Genomic DNA, 17,014 nt, shown 5'->3' on the forward strand with positions numbered 1-17,014 from the left:
CGCGGCTATGCCAGTCAATCTGATCCGCTACGGGCTGCTGTGGATGGGGGCCTCTGTCGCGATGCTTCTGCTGGGACTGGTGCTTGCACAGTTCGGGGTTGGTATGCCGGCCGGACTGGCGACGGTTCTGCCGCCGATGTTTGCTGCGGTTCTTGAAGGGATCCGAATTGCCCATTCAACCCGGGCGCCGCTGGCAGGTAAAACGGCCTGGATCAACGCTGCGGCGATGACCGGGGTGGTGGCCGTGCTGACCGTCATTCAGCTGCCGCTCTACTGGAACACCCCAATGGTCGCCGAGGCGCGGGAGACCATTCCATTTGTTTACCTGGCCGGAATTTTCCTGCTGCTGCTGGCGGTCATCCTGATGGTCAACCGCCTGTTCCTGGCGCATGGCATCAAGCTGGGGTTGAAACGGTTGGAAGAATGATCCTGGGCGTTGGAACCGATCTCGCCAATATTGAGCGCATCCAGCGCACGCTGGACCGTTTCGGCGATAGGTTCCGCAACCGGGTTTTCACCGAAATCGAACAGAAGAAGGCCGAACGCCGCCGCGACGTGGCGGGCACCTATGCCAAGCGCTGGGCCGCCAAGGAGGCCTGCTCCAAGGCGCTGGGCACCGGCCTGCGCATGGGGATTGCCTGGAGGGACATGGCTGTCAGCAACCTGCGCACCGGCCAGCCGGTGATGCATGTGACCGGTTGGGCTGCCGAACGCCTGCGCGAGATGACGCCCCCTGCCCATGAGGCCGTGATCCACGTGACATTGACTGATGACCACCCCTGGGCACAGGCCTTTGTGGTGATCGAGGCGCGCCCCATCCCCGCGAACCCGGCGGAATTGCCCGGCGGAACTTGACTTGCCTCCCTCAGGCCCGCATGTAGCGCCGGACCCTGTTTCCAATCCGGAGAGCCTGATGACGGCCAAAGCAAAGACCAGCAGTTCGATCATCGAGACGATAAAGACCATCGTCTATGCGCTGCTGATCGCCGGTGTCTTCCGCACCCTGTTTTTCCAGCCCTTCTGGATCCCCTCCGGATCGATGAAAGAGACCCTGCTGATCGGGGATTTCCTGTTCGTGAACAAGATGGCTTATGGCTATTCTTATGCGTCCTGTCCCAGCGTGCGAATCCCTGCGGTTGGTCTGAACATCGACGCCAAGAACATCTGCGGATTTCTGGACGGCGACAACACCCGTCTGATGGGCGGCCAGCCCAAGCGCGGCGATGTGGTGGTGTTCCGCCATCCGGTCAACAGCAATGACTTCATCAAACGGCTGATCGGTCTGCCGGGTGACAAGATCCAGATGAAGAACGGCGTGCTGTTCATCAACGGCGAAGCAGTGAAACTGCAGGATGCCGGCGATTTTGAGGAAGTAATGGAACGCCAGGGGCCGCAGGGATCTTTCCCGCGATGCGAAAACGCACCGGTGGGCCAGGGGGCTGTCTGCAATAAGTCGCGGAAACTGGAAACTCTGCCGGGCGGCAATGAGCATATTGTGCTCAACATCACCAATCAGGGCATGGATCATACCGGCGTCTACCAGGTGCCGGAAGGCCACTACTTCTTTATGGGCGACAACCGGGACAATTCCTCGGACAGCCGCTTGCCGCAGTCTGCCGGCGGGGTTGGATTTGTGCCATTTGAAAACCTGATCGGCCGGGCCGACCGGATCATGTTCTCCTCAGCCGGGCGGTCCATGCTCTACTTCTGGACCTGGCGGAGCGACCGTTTCTTCAAGGGGATCCAGTGAAGCTGTCCAAGGAATTGCGCGCGTTTGAAGACCGGATCGGGCATCGCTTTGCCCGCCCCGACCTGTTGCAGCGCGCCGTGACCCACGCGTCTGTGTCCTCGCCCAACCGCAAGGACAACCAGCGGCTGGAATTCCTGGGCGACAGGGTACTGGGGCTGGTGATGGCAACGGCTCTGCTGGAGCATGACAAGACCGCCACCGAGGGCCAGCTGGCGCCGCGTTTCAACGCGCTGGTGCGCAAGGAAGCCTGCGCGGATGTTGCCGCTGAAATCGACCTGGGCGCGGTGCTGAAACTGGGCCGGTCGGAGATGATGTCTGGCGGCCGGCGCAAGCAGGCGCTGCTGGGCGACGCGATGGAGGCGGTGATTGCTGCAGTCTACAAAGACGCAGGCTTTGAGGCCGCAGCAGAGATGATCCTGCGTCTGTGGGGCCGCCGTGTTCATCAGGTCGAAAGCGATGCGCGCGACGCCAAGACCTCGCTGCAGGAATGGGCACAGGCACGCGGACAAAAGCCGCCGGACTATGTCGAAGTGTCCCGCAGCGGCCCTGATCACGCACCGGTCTTCACTATCGCAGCGCGGCTGCAGGACGGCACCGAAGCACAAGCCACCGCAGGCTCTAAACGGCAGGCCGAACAGGCCGCCGCCAAAGCTCTGCTGGACCAGCTCGGCTGAACACTCAGGTCACGCGGATATAGCCCGCGAGACCGGTTTTCTGATGTTCGATCACATGGCAATGGAACGCCCAGTCGCCTGGATTGTCGGCGACCAGCGCGATCTCGGCCACCTCATCCTTCAGCAGCAGCATGGTATCCGTCACCAGCGGCGGCAGCCTGCGCAGGTTGGAGCGGATCGGGATGAACGCCAGCCCGTGCAAATGGATCGGATGCAGGTTCGGCGATTCATTCCTGAGCCGCAGCACATAGCTTTTGCCACGCTTCAGGGTCGCCAACGGCCCGGTGCCCTTGGCCGCATCTCCGGCCCAGGGCGTTCGATTGATCGACCAGAAACTGTATCCCAAGGAACCGCAATAGCCGTCATTCGGCGGCCCGCCCTCCGGCGTCCAGCCAAAGACGAAGTCGAGCATCTCGGCGCTTGAGAGGTCTGGACGTGAAACGGGGTTGGCAGCCAGCGGCTTCAGATCCCGCAGGTCCCGTCCGAGGCCCCCGCCAACGGATCGCAGCTGCGCCATGGTGCGGGTGGGCTGTCCTGGCAGCTCTGCCAGCAGATCCGCCGTCTGCCCCTCGCTTGCTGGCATCCGCACCGCGAAATCGACCCGCTGGCCAGGGCCGATCAGCAGCGGTTCGTCAACAGACGGCAGGGGAACGTCAATTTCGACGGGATGCCCATCCCAAGCGATAATCCTTGCCTGACCGGTGCTGAGATGCAGCTTGTAAATCCGTGTGGTGTCGCTGTTCACCACCCGCAACCGCACCAGCCCGCCCGCGGGATGATCGTAAACCGGCGCCTGCAGCCAGTTCGCGGTCAGCACATTGCCATGGGTTCCGCCGCGGGCCGCGCCGCGGGCGGTGTAGTAAGGCAGGAAGCCGCCATTCCCATCCAGCCGGAAGTCGCGCAGGTTGATCACTTGATCACCGTCGAAACCGGGATCCTCTGCTTCTTTGATCACCATCACCCCGGTCAGCCCATGCGCCATCTGCGCCATGGTCATGCAATGGGGGTGATACCAGTAGGTGCCGGCGTCCGGCGGGGTGAAATCATAGTCAAACGCCTCTCCGCCCGCGATTGGCATCTGGGTCAGATAGGGCACCCCGTCCATTGCGTTGGCGATCCGCAGCCCGTGCCAGTGCATCGCGGTGTAATCTTCGGTGCCGTTGACCACCCGCAGGTGCATGGGGTCGCCCTGGGTTCCGTAAAGAACCGGCGGCGGCGCATTCGGCAGCAGGCTCACCAGCCCGTCTGTTGGTTGTTCGCGAAAGGCAAAACGGGCGGTCTGGATGGTCAGCTGCTGTACGGTGCTGCGAGCGCCGCCCCTGGACGCGGCGCCCATCACCCCTGCCGTCGCAGCAGATCCAAGCAGAAAATCACGGCGTCTCATCGGAAGCCTCCCCAAGGAAAAATGTCATGAAAAGCCTGGCTCGCGGAATGGCTCGGCGCTGCGGTTGTCACATTGGATCTGCCACAGGTCTTTGACATAGGGCAAGGTTGCGGGAAGGTGCCGGCTCCCCGTTGAAAACGCCTCTGGCCCCTGTGGGTAAAATCCTGTAGGGGGTCTACTCTGCAAACAGGACCAGTAAAGATGACCACACGCGCCGGATTCGTTGCCCTGATCGGAGAGCCCAACGCGGGCAAATCGACCCTTCTGAACCGTATGGTCGGGGCCAAGGTCTCGATCGTGACCCATAAGGTGCAGACCACCCGCACCCGGATCCGCGGCGTAGCGATGGAAGGCGACGCGCAGCTGGTTTTCGTCGACACCCCTGGCCTGTTCAAACCACGCCGCCGCCTGGACCGCGCTATGGTCGCGGCCGCCTGGGGCGGCGCAGCGGATGCCGACGTTGTGGTGCTGATGGTCGAGGCGCACCGGGGCATCACCGAAGGCGTCGAAACCATTCTGGACGGGCTTGAAGAAATCGGCACTGGCCGCAAAGTGGCGCTGGCCATCAACAAGATTGACAGGGTGCCTGCGGAAAAGCTGCTGGGCCTCGCTGAGAATCTGAACAGCCGCTACACATTTGCCGAAACCTTCATGATCTCGGCCGAGCGCGGCCATGGTGTGGATGACCTGCGCCAGTGGCTGGCGGGCAAACTGCCGGAAAGCCCCTGGCTCTATCCCGAGGATCAGATCGCCGACCTGCCGATGCGGATGATCGCGGCAGAAATGACCCGCGAAAAACTGACTTTGCGCCTGCACCAGGAACTGCCTTACCAACTGACGGTCGAAACCGAAAATTGGGAAGAACGCAAGGACGGCTCAGCCCGGGTGGATCAATTGATCTATGTGGTGCGCGACGGGCATAAGGGTATTGTTCTGGGCAAACGGGGCGAAACGATCAAAGCGGTCAGCCAGGCTGCCCGCGCCGAGCTGGAAGAATTCCTGGACCGCAAGGTGCATTTGTTCCTGCAAGTGAAGGTGCGCCCGAATTGGCTGGAAGAAGCCGAGCGCTATTCCGAAATGGGCCTCGACTTCAAAGACGGCAATTGAAGCGGCCCATGCGTTTCACCTTTGTGAAAATACTCCCGTCGGAGGCTCCCGTGCGTTCAACCGGCGGTACCGCCGGAAAACGCGCAGCATGACCCGCCTTACTGCTGAATTCTGGGTGCAGGCCTATCTGGCCCGGCTGCGGCTGATGGGAATCCCTGCCTTTGTCACGTCGCATGGTGACGACACGGCGGGTGCCGTACTGGTGAAACTCAACACCCTGGACGGCCAGGCACGCGCTTTCCACCGCACTTATGATCTGATGAGCGGCGCGCGCAAATGGGATGGGCTTTCAGCCGGGCCGGAGGCTGAGGTCGACACCTCTATCCTGCGTCAGCGGTCGTTTGATCCCGACCTCTGGGTTATTGAGGTCGAAGACCGGGCTGGACGACATCTGCTGGACGAGCCTGGGTTGGAATAGTCTTGACGCTTGCGGAACGCACCGCAATGCGGTCTGCTGAGGCTGCCAGAACAACAGTGAGGGCCGCCAGTGGAGTGGCGTGATCACGGCATATTGCTTTCAGTGCGCCGCCACGGTGAAAACGCGGCCATCATCGACGTCTTTACAGAAGAGCATGGCCGCCACGCGGGCATGGTGCGCGGCGGTGCCAGCCGCAAGCTGGCACCGATACTGCAGCCTGGTGCGCAGCTGGACCTGACCTGGAGAGCACGGCTGGAGGACCATCTGGGCAGCTATCACGCTGAGCCTTTACGCAGCCGTGCTGCAGCTGCGATGTCCGGACGGCTGGCGCTGGCCGGCCTTAATGCGGTGACAGCGCTGCTGTCCTTCTGCCTCCCAGAGCGTGAGCCGCATCCTGACCTCTATACCCGCAGTGAACGGTTGCTGGATCTCTTGGGTAATGAAGATCTCTGGCCGCTTGCCTATCTGCGCTGGGAGTTGGCGCTGCTGGAGGAGATGGGGTTTGGCCTCGATCTGACAGCCTGCGCCGTGACCGGCAGTGGCAGCGCCCTGTGTTATGTGTCACCGAAATCCGGCCGGGCTGTTTCACGTGAAGGCGCCGGAGGCTGGGCGGAGCGGCTGCTGCCTTTGCCGCCGGTGATGCTGGGGCAGGGCAGCGCGGAGGATGCGGAAATTGTGCAGGCGCTGCGCACCACTGGCTATTTTCTGGACGCACATCTGGCGCCGTCTTTGGGCAATCAGCCAGTGCCGGAGGCGCGGGGGCGGCTGACAGACCTGCTCATCCGCCGGCTGTGAACAGCATCTCGCGTCCCTGGCCGTTGCTAAGGATCAGCACATCGCCGGAAACCTCGGCCAGCGTCATTTTCTGAAGGGACTGCAGGAAATCGGCTTCGAGTGCCAGTTCCGGGCAGGCAGCGCGTGCAGCAGTAAGCGCCTCAGCGCTGAACCAGGGGTAAGGCGCCGTCTGAGTGCCCTGGAAACTGTTGCAGGGTGCCCGCCCTGCGATTTTTCCAGGTTCCGGGAAGGTCAGCCAGACAAATGCGGGATAGGCTGCATTATCAATGCTGGAGAGGTGCCAGACCTTTCCCGCCGCACCGTAAGCTGAAAGCGTTTCGTCGCCGGTGCAGGCACTGGCAAACAGCAGTGAACAGATCCAAGCGACGCGCGGCACCGGGTTTCCCAATTGAAGCAATTTGTACACTCTGGCCAAGAGGGGGCAGAAAATGCAAGGCCTCGCCCTGAAAAAGTGACGGCTCCCGCCCGTCGCGGCGGCATTGAAAATACCTTTCTCCCGTTGGGCGTGGCGCCGCGCTATGCGCGGCGCGGGCCGGGTCCGGACGCAACGGCGCAGAAAGTGCATTCCAAGAACGCATCTGAAGGGGCGGGAGGGGCCGCCTAATTTGCCTGGATAATTTCGGCCACCTTGCGGCCAATCTCGTCGCTGGCCTTTACCGACGGGTGGATCATGTCGAGCGCGTGATAAGACCGGTCGCCGAAGGGCACCAAATCCTTGAGCGACAGGAAATGAATGCCTGTGTCCAGCGCGGCCAGCCGTTCGATGCGGGATTCCAGCTCGTTTCCTTCGTCGCGGCAGTGCTCAATCAGCGAGCCGGTGCCGGGGCTGCGCAGATAGCCGACGTAAATCACCTTGGCACCGGTTGCGCGCAGTTCTGACAGCATGCCCGGAATCGCACCTTTGCGTCCGTCGGGGGAAACCAGTTTGTTCAGTTTCCGGTTACAGGCAAAACAGCCGCAGCCGAGCCACAGATCATTTCCGCCGCCATTCACGATCACCCAGTCCCATTTTCCGGGCTTGTACTGTTTGCGGATCTGCATCCCTGCCGCGCCTGAAATCGGCAGCTTGTAGATGATCCGCGCGGCCGAGACCGAGCGGTCAACGACTGGTTCCTGCAACTCGCGGGCAACGGTGTCTGCGATGGATTTACCTGCCAGGCTGTGCCAGGCCAGCAGGGAATCCCCCATCGCCAAGATGCGGGGGGATTGTTCCGGCGGCACCGCAGCGGCACAGGCGGAAAACAAAAACAGCAAGGGAAGCAGGAAGCAGCGAAAGAGTGTCATGGACTCTTGTTAACCACAATTGATGAAAGATCGAATAACCAGGATTGGAAACAGTCTTATTCCGTGCGCTGGTTGCAGCGCGAACGCACTCTGGACGGGCTGCGGCTGCAATAAGCCCGGCGTAAACGCCGGGCCTGAACAGGATTGCTCCCGTAGGAATTGCTTTCAGCCGGTTCAGCCCAGCAGGCGGCGGGCGATAACCTGGGCCTGAATTTCTGCCGCGCCTTCAAAGATATTCAGGATCCTGGCGTCGCACAACACGCGGGAGATTTTATACTCTGTCGCAAACCCGTTGCCGCCGTGGATCTGCAACCCGTTGTCCGCGGCGGCCCAGGCGACCCGGGCACCCAGGAGCTTGGCCATTCCGGCCTCCAGGTCGCAGCGGTGGCCGTGGTCTTTTTCCCAGGCCGAGAAATAGGTCAGCTGGCGGGCGATCATGATTTCCACCGCCATCATTGCAAGCTTGCCGGACACACGCGGGAATTTGATCAGCGATTTGCCAAACTGCTTGCGGTCCTGCGCGTACTGCATGGCGATGTCCAGTGCCGACTGGGCCACGCCGATTGCACGGGCCGCGGTCTGGATGCGGGCCGATTCAAAGGTCTCCATCAGCTGTTTGAAGCCTTTGTTTTCCTCACCGCCCAGAAGGTTCCCGCCCTTCACGTGGAAGTTGTCGAAACCCAGCTCGTATTCCTTCATGCCCCGGTAGCCGAGAACTTCGATTTCGCCGCCGGTCATGCCTTCGGTCGGGAACGGTGCCTCATCGGTGCCGGGTGTCTTCTCTGCCAGGAACATCGACAGGCCGCGATGGTCCGTGGTGTTCGGATCAGTGCGTGCAAGCAGGGTCATCACATGGGTGCGGGCGGCATGGGTGATCCAGGTCTTGTTGCCGGTAATCTTATAGTCGCCGTTTTCATCCTTCACAGCCCGGGTGCGCAGGGAGCCGAGGTCGGAACCGGTGTTCGGTTCGGTGAACACGGCGGTGGGCAGGATCTCGGCGCTGGACAGCTTGGGCAGCCAGTTGGCTTTCTGCTCCTCGGTGCCGCCGCACAGGATCAGCTCGGCTGCAATCTCCGAACGGGTGCCAAGTGATCCGACACCGATATAGCCGCGCGACAGTTCTTCCGAAACCACGACCATCGACGCCTTGGACAGGCCGAATCCACCGTATTCCTCGGGGATAGTCAGGCCGAATACGCCCATCTCGGCCAGCTCTTCGATCACGCTGAGCGGGATCAGCTCGTCCTTCAGGTGCCAGTCATGGGCGTGCGGCTCTACCTTCTCCACCGCATAGCGGCGGAACTGGTCGCGGATCATTTCCAGTTCTTCTTCCAGGCCTGAAGCGCCGAACATGGTGGCGCCGGCCTGCTCTTCCATCAGTTCCACGAGGCGGGTACGGGCGGCTTGGCTGTTGCCTTGTTCGCACAGTGTCATCACTGCAGGCACCATCAGCCCGCGCTGCGCGTCCTGGGAGAGGCCCAGATCCTGCAGGCGGATAATCTCGCCCTGGTTCATCTGGATGCCGCCGTAGACCTGCCAAAGGTATTCGCCGAAACCGATCTGATGGATCAGCTGATCCAATTCGCTGAACTTGCCCTCGGCTTGCAGCTTTTCGGCCCATTTCTGCATCTGCCGCAGGCTGTAGACATAGGTTGCCAGCCACGACAGGCCATGTGCGGCAACCTGGTTTTCCTCGATCAGGCGGCCGGAGATCCGGCCCTCTTCGCTCACCATGTCCTTGACCGAGGCGCGAGCGGCCTCAAGCAGCTGGTCCAGCGGTTCCAGTGCGGCGCCGGTCAGTGCCAGCAGGTCGGGAATGAGTGTCGGTTTCATCTGCAAGTCCTGTCCGTCATGAGCCATGAATCAGATCCTTCTTCGGTCGCCCGGTGGTAAATCATTTTGCAGGTGCAGCGCAACAAAAATACTCACAGGTGCGGCGTTTGGATCAAATGTTGCGTATTGATTTTGCCCGTGCAGCACGGCCCGGATGTGGTACAGCGGAGATATGACTGCATTGTTTTCACTCCTTTCCCCGGCAGAGCTGGCAGCGGCTTTTGGCATCGCGCTGCTGGCAGGCACCGTCAAAGGCCTGGTTGGTTTTGCCATGCCGATGATTTTCATTTCCGGTCTCAGCTTGTTCCTGGCTCCGGATCTGGCATTGGCGGGGCTGATTCTGCCGACCCTGGTGACAAACGGCATGCAGGCGCTGCGCCAGGGGCCGGACGCAGCGATGGCCTCGATCCGCAAGTTCCGGGTATTCTTGCTGATAGGTCTCGTTTGCCTGCTGCTGAGCGCCCAATCAGTGCGGCTGCTGCCGCAGCAGGCGCTGCTTTTGGTGATCGGCCTGCCGGTCACGGTCTTTGCCTGTATCCAGCTGATGGGCAAGACATTCACCATCACCTATCCCTCCCGCCGCAGCGAGGCCATGGTAGGCGGCATCGCCGGGCTGATTGGCGGTGTCTCCGGAGTTTGGGGGCCGCCGACGGTCGCCTACCTGACCGCATTGAATACTGAAAAAACAGAGCAGATCCGGGTGCAAGGAGTGATCTATGGCCTTGGCGCAGTGGCGCTTCTGGTCGCACATATTGGATCCGGCGTGATGCGGATTGAGACTGCGCCCTTCTCGCTGGTGCTGATTGTGCCGGCAGTGGCAGGCATGTGGATCGGCGGTCTGCTGCATGACCGGATCGATCAGGTGCTGTTCCGCCGCGCAACACTTGTGGTTCTGCTGATCGCGGGGGTGAACCTGCTGCGCCGCGGCTTGCTGATGTGACCAGGGGCCGGAGGATGGGATCATGCATCAACGTCTAAGTGCCGGGCAGCTGGCTACAGGCTCTATCCTGATCGCGCTGGCGGTTATGGGGCTGAAGACGGCGGCATGGGTGATGACAGGCTCAGTTGCGCTGCTGTCTGATGCGCTGGAGTCGCTGGTGAATATCGGCGGCGCGGTTATGGCCTGGTTTGCTGTGCGCTACGCCCAGCGGCCGCCGGATGCGGGCCACCCTTTTGGCCATCATAAGGCTGAATACTTCTCTGCCGTGGCCGAAGGCATCCTGATTGTCATCGCCGCTTTGGTCATCGTGCATGAAGCCGTGAATGCCTTGGGCCGGCCTGCCGCCGCCGAGTGGGGCACGGCGGGCATGGTGGTCAATGCCATGGCAATGGGCGTGAACCTGGTCTGGGCGCGGGTGCTGTTACGGGCGGGCAGGCGGCTGCATTCACCGGCGCTGTCTGCCGGCGGGCGGCACCTGATGAGCGACGTCTGGACGTCGGCAGGGGTGTTGCTGGGCCTGGTGCTGGCACTGGCCAGCGGCTGGGCTGTGCTTGACCCGCTGCTGGCGCTGCTGGTTGCGGTCAATATCCTGCGCGAAGGCTGGTTGGTGATTGCCGCATCGGTGAACGGGCTGATGGATACCGCCGCCCCCGAAGGAGAACGTGCGGAGGTCGAGGAAATCATCCACAGTTCGGCCGCCGGAGCGTTGCAGGTGCATGGCCTTAAAACCCGCCGCGCAGGCCGGGCGCTGTTTGTGGAGTGCCACATGGTTGTCAACGGCAGCATGACTGTCCAGGAAGCGCATGACATCTGCGACCGGGTGGAAGGCGCGTTGCGCAAGGCCTTTCCCGACGCGCAGCCGGTGATTCACGTGGAGCCTGAGACCAAGCTGGAACCTGCCGGGATCACGCCGCGCTGAAGCGATTGCATTTCCGCCCGGCCTCCCGTTTAACCGCTCACGAAACCAGCAAAGGAGCAGGCAATTGGCGATGGAGTGGAACAGGCTGCTGAATCCGGGGCGGCTGTGCCGGCCGGATTACCCTGAAGCGCCGGGGCGCGAGGCCTATTTGCAGGACTATGACCGCATTCTGTTCTCCGAACCCTTCCGCCGTCTGGCGCAGAAGACCCAGGTGCATCCGCTCTACAGCCACGACCATGTGCATCACCGGATGATCCACAGCATGGAGACCTGCAGCGTCGGGCGTTCTTTGGGTTCCGGCGTCGGTCAGGCGCTGCTGGCAGCAGATCGCATCACTCCGGATCAGGTTCTGCGCATAGCCGGCCACGTGCAGGCCGCCTGCCTGCTGCACGACATCGGCAACCCGCCCTTCGGCCATTCCGGCGAGGACAGCATCGGCGGCTGGTTCGCCGTGCAGTTCCGCGCGAAACAGGGGCTGGCAGCCCAGGTGCCTGCGGACCAGCAGGCCGAATTCGCGCATTTCGAGGGCAACGCCCAGGGCTTGCGCATCGCCGGGCGGCTGGAAATGGCCCGGCGCGAGGGCGGCATGCGGCTCAGCTATGCAACGCTGGGTGCTTTTTTGAAGTACCCCTGCACCCGCCAGGTGCGGGACGCGGCCTGCGGCGACGGCGCGGCGCCCTATGCGGGCCTCAAGAAATTCGGTGTTTTTGCCTCTGACACTGCACTGCTTGACGAAATCTGCACGGCCACCGGCATGATCCGCGAAGACATAGGTTGGTACCGCCGCCATCCGCTCGCCTTCCTGGTCGAGGCCGCGGATGACATCTGCTACCGGATCATGGATATTGAGGACGCAGGCGCGGTCGGCGACCTGGATCGCGCCGACGTGGCCGCGGTGCTCGAGGATATCACAGGCAAGCGCAACCGTGAGGAAGACGCGGCCATGCCGCTGAATGACCGGGTCGCCTTGCTGCGCGCCTTGTCAATCGGCGCTGCCACCAGCGCGGCGGTGCAAGCGTTCATGGACAATTATGACGCCATCATGAGCGGCGAATTCGACGGCGATCTGATTGGCGCTTCCGCCAAGGCCGACGCGTTCGCCGAGCTGCAGCGATTGTCGGTGGAGCGGATCTTTGCCGCGCGCCGCAAAACCGAACTGGAAGTGGCAGGCCGCCAGGTGCTGCATCGTCTTCTCGACCAGTTTCACGGGCTTTATGCCGATCTCGCTGCTTGTGATTGGGATCAGGATCAGCTGGGCAAAAAGCACACTCATTGGAAGCAGCTGATCCGCGCCGCGGATTTGGATTTGCGCGGCGTGGAAGACCCCTACACGGCGATGCACTCGCTTGCCGACTTCGTTTCCGGCATGACCGACCGTTACGCGGTCAAGGTCCGGGACATGGTTTCAGGCAGTCTGAATATTTGATCTGCTCAGTCATCTGAAACGAAAAAAACCCGGCCATTGGCCGGGTTTTCTATTTGTGGAGCAAATGGCTCAGCCGATCGCGGCGGCTTTCACGTCCTCGTCAATGAACGGCAGGTACTGCTCAAAGTTGTCGGAGAACATCTGCACCAGCTTGGCCGCCTGCGCGTCATATGCACCTTTGTCGTCCCAGGTGCGGCGCGGGTCCAGCAGCATTTCAGGAACGCCCGGCACGTCGACCGGCACGTCGAAGCCAAAGTTGGCATCCTTGCGGAATTCGACATTGGCCAGCGAACCGTCCAGCGCTGCGGTCAGCAGGGCGCGGGTTGCCTTGATCGGCATCCGGCTGCCGGTGCCATAAGCGCCACCGGTCCAGCCGGTGTTCACCAGCCAGCAGGTCGCGCCGTGCTGGGCGATCTTTTCGCGCAGCAGGTTGCCGTAAACTTCCGGGCGGCGCGGCATGAAGGGGGCGCCGAAACAGGTCGAGAAGGTCGGTTCCGGTTCGGTCACGCCGCGCTCGGTGCCGGCCACCTTAGAGGTGAAGCCCGACAGGAAGTGGTACATCGCCTGCGCCGGGGTCAGCCGCGAGATCGGAGGCAGAACGCCGAAGGCATCGCAGGTCAGCATAATGATGTTCTTCGGGTGGCCGCCGCGGGCGCTGTCCGAGGCATTGGAGATGTAATGCAGCGGATAGGCACAGCGCATGTTGGCGGTCAGGCTGTCGTCGTTGAAATCCAGCTCCTTGGTCTCCGGATCAAACACCATGTTCTCGATCACGGTGCCGAACTTGGAGGTGGTGGCATAGATCTCCGGCTCTGCCTCGGCATTCAGGTTGATGGTCTTGGCATAGCAGCCGCCTTCAAAGTTGAAGGTGCCGTTGTCGGCCCAGCCATGTTCGTCATCGCCGATCAGGACCCGGTCCGGGTCGGCGGACAGGGTGGTCTTGCCGGTGCCCGACAGGCCGAAGAACACGGCGGTGTCGACCGGGTTGCCCTTGGCGTGATTGGCCGAGCAGTGCATCGGCATGATGCCTTTGTCCGGCAGCAGGTAGTTCAGCAGGGTGAAGACGGATTTCTTGTTCTCGCCTGCGTATTCGGTGCCGCCGATCAGGATCATCTTGCGGTCGAAGTTCATCGCAATGACGGTCTCAGAGCGGCAATCATGCTTCTTGGGGTCGGCCTGGAAGCTAGGGCAGTTGATGACCGTGAAGTCTGCGATGAAGTCATCCAGGTCTTCGCGGTCCGGACGGCGCAGCATGGTGCGGATGAACAGGTTGTGCCAGGCCAGTTCGGTCACCATGCGGACATTGATGGCATGGGCCGGGTCAGCACCGCCGACCAGATCCTGGACGTAATAGTCCTTGCCCTTCATATGCTCCAGCATGTCGGTGTAAAGCGCGTCAAAGCCTTCCGGGCTCATCGCTGCATTGTTGTCCCACCAGATGGTGTCGCGGACGCTGTCCGACTTGACGACGTGTTTATCTTTGGGCGAGCGGCCGGTGAATTTTCCCGTGGTCACAAGGAAGGCGCCGCCATTGCCCAGCGTGCCTTCGCTGCGCTTCAGCGCGGCTTCGATCAGCGCGGGCTCCATGAAGTTGTAAAAGACATTGCCCAGACCCTCGATGCCCTGATCCTCGAGGCGGAATTGCGGGTTAACCCGTCCAGATGTCATACGTTTTTTCTCCTGTGGCGGCGCGGCTGCACGCAGGCTGCGGGGCTGCGCCAATGGGGCAATAGAACACGGCAAGCCTGCCGGTGGCGGGGTCTTAACACGGCGTTTCGGGCGGTGAACAGGCCGGTTCCCCCGAGTTAGCGCCACCAAGGCGATGTTTAGCGCAACCATCAGTTTAAGCCTGCGCCGGTGCCTGCTTGTTCAGCAGACGCTAAGGTATTTTTGCCCCAATTGAGACCAAAGATCGCCCTGATTCTTTAAATGGGATTGATTCGGGGCACCATAACGGCGATGAAAGTGCTAAAAAACAACACAGAACAGAGCAGATTAGGGGCAATTCCGATGTCAAAAATTGCATTGGTAGATGATGACAGGAACATCCTGACATCCGTTTCCATGACGCTTGAGGCCGAAGGCTTTGAGGTGGAAACCTACAACGACGGCCAGGCGGCGCTGGACGCATTCAACAAGAAGCTGCCGGACATGGCCGTGCTGGATATCAAAATGCCGCGGATGGACGGCATGGACCTGTTGCAGCGGCTGCGGCAGAAATCCCAGATGCCGGTGATCTTCCTCACCTCCAAGGATGATGAGATCGACGAGGTCCTGGGCCTGCGCATGGGCGCTGACGATTATGTAAAGAAGCCGTTCTCGCAGCGCCTTCTGGTCGAACGGATCCGGTCGCTGCTGCGCCGCCAGGAGGCGATCAACAGCGACGCCGCCGGAACCGCCTCGCCCGAAACCAAGGTAATGGAACGCGGCAATCTGCGGATGGACCCGCTGCGCCATGCGGTCAGCTGGAAGGGCAATGATGTGTCGCTGACTGTGACCGAATTCCTGTTGCTGCAGGCGCTGGCCCAGCGGCCGGGTTTTGTCAAAAGCCGGGACCAGCTGATGGATGTGGCCTATGATGATCAGGTCTATGTGGACGACCGGACCATCGACAGCCACATCAAGCGTTTGCGCAAGAAAATGCGCACGGCAGACACGGATTTTGCGGCAATCGAAACCCTTTATGGAATCGGTTACCGTTATAACGAAGAATAAGCGGCACGTTTAAGCGGGGCTGTTTGCCCCGGGGCCGAAGGAGTGGGCGCGCATGCGCGATACCAGCATTACGCAACGCCAGCAGGACGGCGATGTTGTTCTAGGGGAAGACTGGGTCACCCCCGAGCAATCGGTCACGCGGGAGATGCAGGTCAAGCGCGCGCGCCGGGGGCTTTTGTCGCTCAAAGGCTCGCCGCTGACCCGAAAGATCATCACTTTCAACCTGATCGCATTGATCATTCTGGTCACCGGGATCCTGTACCTGAATTCCTCGCGTCAAAGCCTGGTGCAGCAGCGGGCGGGCACTCTGGTCTCCGAAGCCATGCTGGCGGCGGATGTCTTTGAGGCCGAAATGCCGGCCGCAGGCGCGGTCAGCTTCGCTGCAGGTGACGGCATCCAGGTCGAAGACACCCTGGCGCGGCTCAGCCTGCGCGGCGGCGTCGAAGCCTTTGTGTTCGACACCACCGGCAATCTGATTTCCAGTATCAAGGGCGTGGACCGCAGCGATGCCCTGAACGTGTTGAATGACAGCGGCCGAAGCCGCACGCTGATCAGCGATGCGCTGTCGGCCATTTGGGGCATTGCTGATGGCGGCGAGGCGGCTGCTGCTGGTTCCGCCGCGCTGGGTCCGTCCTTAGAGGAACGGCTGGGCGGTTTGGTCGACCGGGCGATGAACGGCGGCACCGGCATTGAAACTGTGGTGGACACCACTGGCAGCCGGGTGATCTCTGCGGCGACGCCGATCATGCATAACGGCAGGGCAGTCGGCGTTATCGCGCTGACGTCCCCCACCGGCGAGGTGGACGCTTTGGTGCGCGGCGAGCAGGAGCGCGTGCTGCAGATGTTTGTCGTCGCCCTGCTGGTCTCGGTCGGGTTAAGCTTGGTGCTGGCCTCGACCATCGCCAACCCGCTTGCCGATCTCGCCGAAGCTGCCGAACTTGGCCGCGAGCGCGGCAGCCGCAAGTCAAACCCGGGACGGATCCGGATTCCGGATCTGTCTGCCCGGCCGGATGAAATCGGCCGTCTCAGCCGGGCTCTGCGCGGGATGGTCAAGGCGCTGTACTCCCGGATCGACAGCAACGAACAGTTTGCAGCCGACGTGGCGCATGAAATCAAAAACCCCCTGGCCAGCCTGCAGTCGGCGGTCGGCACGTTGCGCATGGTTCACCGTGATGACCAGCGCGAGAAGCTGATGGATGTGATTGAACACGATGTTCGCCGCCTGGACCGGCTGGTCAGCGACATTTCCAACGCGTCGCGGCTGGATGCCGAGCTGGTCAAGGAGGAAGAAGAAGATTTCGATCTGCTGGCCATGCTGGGCAACCTCAACCAGTATTTGGGGGAAGACGCCCGCACCAAGGGGATCGACTACATCACCGACCTGCCGGCCCAGCCCATTCAATTGCAGGGCCTTGAGGCACGGTTGGCGCAGGTCTTTGTCAATCTGATCACCAATGCGATCTCGTTCTGCGAAGAGGGTGACGCCATCCGGGTCTGGGCCCGGCGCCGTGCCAACCGGGTGCTGATTGTGGTTGAGGATACTGGTCCGGGCATCCCGGATCAGGCGCTGTCGAAGATTTTCAAACGCTTTTACTCGCAGCGCCCGGTAGAGCATTTCGGCAACAACTCAGGACTCGGTCTGGCGATCTCGAAGCAGATTGTCGAGGCGCACGGCGGCGTGATCTGGGCCGAAAACATTCGCCCGACAGAAGCTGACGTCACCTCCGAACCCTTGGGCGCGCGGTTTGTAGTTGGTCTTCCGGTGTAGC

The 17,014-nt window shown here is 61.7% G+C and carries 17 protein-coding genes; 12 read left to right on the forward strand and 5 right to left on the reverse strand.

Annotated features, from left to right (window positions below; translation table 11 throughout):
• Nucleotides 1-7: 7 nt before the first annotated feature.
• The 4 genes from K3555_RS00975 to rnc are packed head-to-tail and all read left to right on the forward strand — an operon-like array spanning nucleotide 8 to nucleotide 2,424.
• Nucleotides 8-427, forward strand: a complete 420-nt coding sequence (locus K3555_RS00975) for an ABZJ_00895 family protein (protein WP_260007070.1) — start codon at nucleotides 8-10, stop codon at nucleotides 425-427.
• On the forward strand, nucleotides 424-855 hold the full coding sequence (gene acpS, locus K3555_RS00980; RefSeq protein ID WP_260007071.1) for a holo-ACP synthase: 432 nt from the start codon (nucleotides 424-426) through the stop codon (nucleotides 853-855). The genes K3555_RS00975 and acpS overlap by 4 nt, the downstream gene beginning before the upstream one ends.
• A 58-nt stretch (nucleotides 856-913) precedes the next feature.
• Nucleotides 914-1,750 (forward strand): signal peptidase I, encoded by an 837-nt coding sequence (gene lepB, locus K3555_RS00985; protein ID WP_259995223.1) that lies wholly within the window; start codon nucleotides 914-916, stop codon nucleotides 1,748-1,750.
• Nucleotides 1,747-2,424: a ribonuclease III gene (rnc, locus tag K3555_RS00990; RefSeq protein WP_260007072.1), complete on the forward strand. Its 678-nt coding sequence runs from the start codon at nucleotides 1,747-1,749 to the stop codon at nucleotides 2,422-2,424. Before lepB ends, rnc begins: the two co-directional genes overlap by 4 nt.
• Before the next feature lie 4 nt (nucleotides 2,425-2,428).
• On the opposite strand, the gene K3555_RS00995 is transcribed toward rnc, so the two are convergent.
• A complete protein-coding gene (locus K3555_RS00995; protein WP_260007074.1) occupies nucleotides 2,429-3,808 on the reverse strand; it encodes a multicopper oxidase family protein in 1,380 nt (459 codons plus the stop codon).
• Nucleotides 3,809-4,009: 201 nt separating this feature from the next.
• On the opposite strand from K3555_RS00995, the gene era reads away from it, so the two are divergent.
• From era to recO, 3 genes are all read left to right on the forward strand, one after another.
• Complete coding sequence (gene era, locus K3555_RS01000; RefSeq protein WP_260007075.1) at nucleotides 4,010-4,915, forward strand: GTPase Era; 906 nt, start codon at nucleotides 4,010-4,012, stop codon at nucleotides 4,913-4,915.
• A gap of 88 nt (nucleotides 4,916-5,003) precedes the next feature.
• The gene (locus K3555_RS01005) at nucleotides 5,004-5,333 is read left to right on the forward strand and encodes a DUF1491 family protein (RefSeq protein ID WP_129369334.1); all 330 of its coding nucleotides are present in this window, start codon (nucleotides 5,004-5,006) and stop codon (nucleotides 5,331-5,333) included.
• 69 nt (nucleotides 5,334-5,402) lie between these two features.
• Nucleotides 5,403-6,128 carry a DNA repair protein RecO gene (gene recO, locus K3555_RS01010; protein WP_260007076.1) on the forward strand — a complete coding sequence of 242 codons (726 nt, stop codon included), beginning with the start codon at nucleotides 5,403-5,405 and terminating at the stop codon, nucleotides 6,126-6,128.
• Here the strand turns inward: recO and K3555_RS01015 are convergent.
• The 3 genes from K3555_RS01015 to K3555_RS01025 form a co-directional block, all read right to left on the reverse strand.
• A complete protein-coding gene (locus K3555_RS01015) occupies nucleotides 6,112-6,504 on the reverse strand; it encodes an META domain-containing protein (protein WP_260007077.1) in 393 nt (130 codons plus the stop codon). The genes recO and K3555_RS01015 overlap by 17 nt on opposite strands.
• A gap of 224 nt (nucleotides 6,505-6,728) precedes the next feature.
• Nucleotides 6,729-7,412: an SGNH/GDSL hydrolase family protein gene (locus tag K3555_RS01020; RefSeq protein WP_260007078.1), complete on the reverse strand. Its 684-nt coding sequence runs from the start codon at nucleotides 7,410-7,412 to the stop codon at nucleotides 6,729-6,731.
• Nucleotides 7,413-7,586: 174 nt separating this feature from the next.
• Nucleotides 7,587-9,272, reverse strand: coding sequence for an acyl-CoA dehydrogenase family protein (locus tag K3555_RS01025; RefSeq protein ID WP_260007079.1), 1,686 nt, complete (start codon nucleotides 9,270-9,272; stop codon nucleotides 7,587-7,589).
• Nucleotides 9,273-9,417: 145 nt separating this feature from the next.
• On the opposite strand from K3555_RS01025, the gene K3555_RS01030 reads away from it, so the two are divergent.
• From K3555_RS01030 to dgt, 3 genes are all read left to right on the forward strand, one after another.
• The gene (locus K3555_RS01030) at nucleotides 9,418-10,185 is read left to right on the forward strand and encodes a sulfite exporter TauE/SafE family protein (RefSeq protein ID WP_259989241.1); all 768 of its coding nucleotides are present in this window, start codon (nucleotides 9,418-9,420) and stop codon (nucleotides 10,183-10,185) included.
• Between the two features lie 22 nt (nucleotides 10,186-10,207).
• Nucleotides 10,208-11,104 carry a cation diffusion facilitator family transporter gene (locus tag K3555_RS01035; protein WP_260007080.1) on the forward strand — a complete coding sequence of 299 codons (897 nt, stop codon included), beginning with the start codon at nucleotides 10,208-10,210 and terminating at the stop codon, nucleotides 11,102-11,104.
• Nucleotides 11,105-11,174: 70 nt separating this feature from the next.
• Entirely contained in the window at nucleotides 11,175-12,530 is a 1,356-nt protein-coding gene (gene dgt, locus K3555_RS01040; protein ID WP_260007081.1) for a dGTP triphosphohydrolase, read from the forward strand.
• A 69-nt stretch (nucleotides 12,531-12,599) separates the two neighbouring features.
• Here the strand turns inward: dgt and K3555_RS01045 are convergent, their stop codons facing one another.
• Entirely contained in the window at nucleotides 12,600-14,198 is a 1,599-nt protein-coding gene (locus tag K3555_RS01045; protein ID WP_259989247.1) for a phosphoenolpyruvate carboxykinase, read from the reverse strand.
• Nucleotides 14,199-14,540: 342 nt separating this feature from the next.
• Between K3555_RS01045 and K3555_RS01050 the strand changes: the two genes are divergently transcribed.
• Nucleotides 14,541-15,245: a response regulator transcription factor gene (locus K3555_RS01050; RefSeq protein ID WP_129369341.1), complete on the forward strand. Its 705-nt coding sequence runs from the start codon at nucleotides 14,541-14,543 to the stop codon at nucleotides 15,243-15,245.
• A gap of 52 nt (nucleotides 15,246-15,297) precedes the next feature.
• On the forward strand, nucleotides 15,298-17,013 hold the full coding sequence (locus K3555_RS01055) for a sensor histidine kinase (RefSeq protein ID WP_260007082.1): 1,716 nt from the start codon (nucleotides 15,298-15,300) through the stop codon (nucleotides 17,011-17,013).
• The last annotated feature ends 1 nt before the right edge of the window (nucleotide 17,014 follow it).

The sequence above is a fragment of the Leisingera sp. M527 genome, from assembly GCF_025141525.1.
Lineage (GTDB): Bacteria > Pseudomonadota > Alphaproteobacteria > Rhodobacterales > Rhodobacteraceae > Leisingera.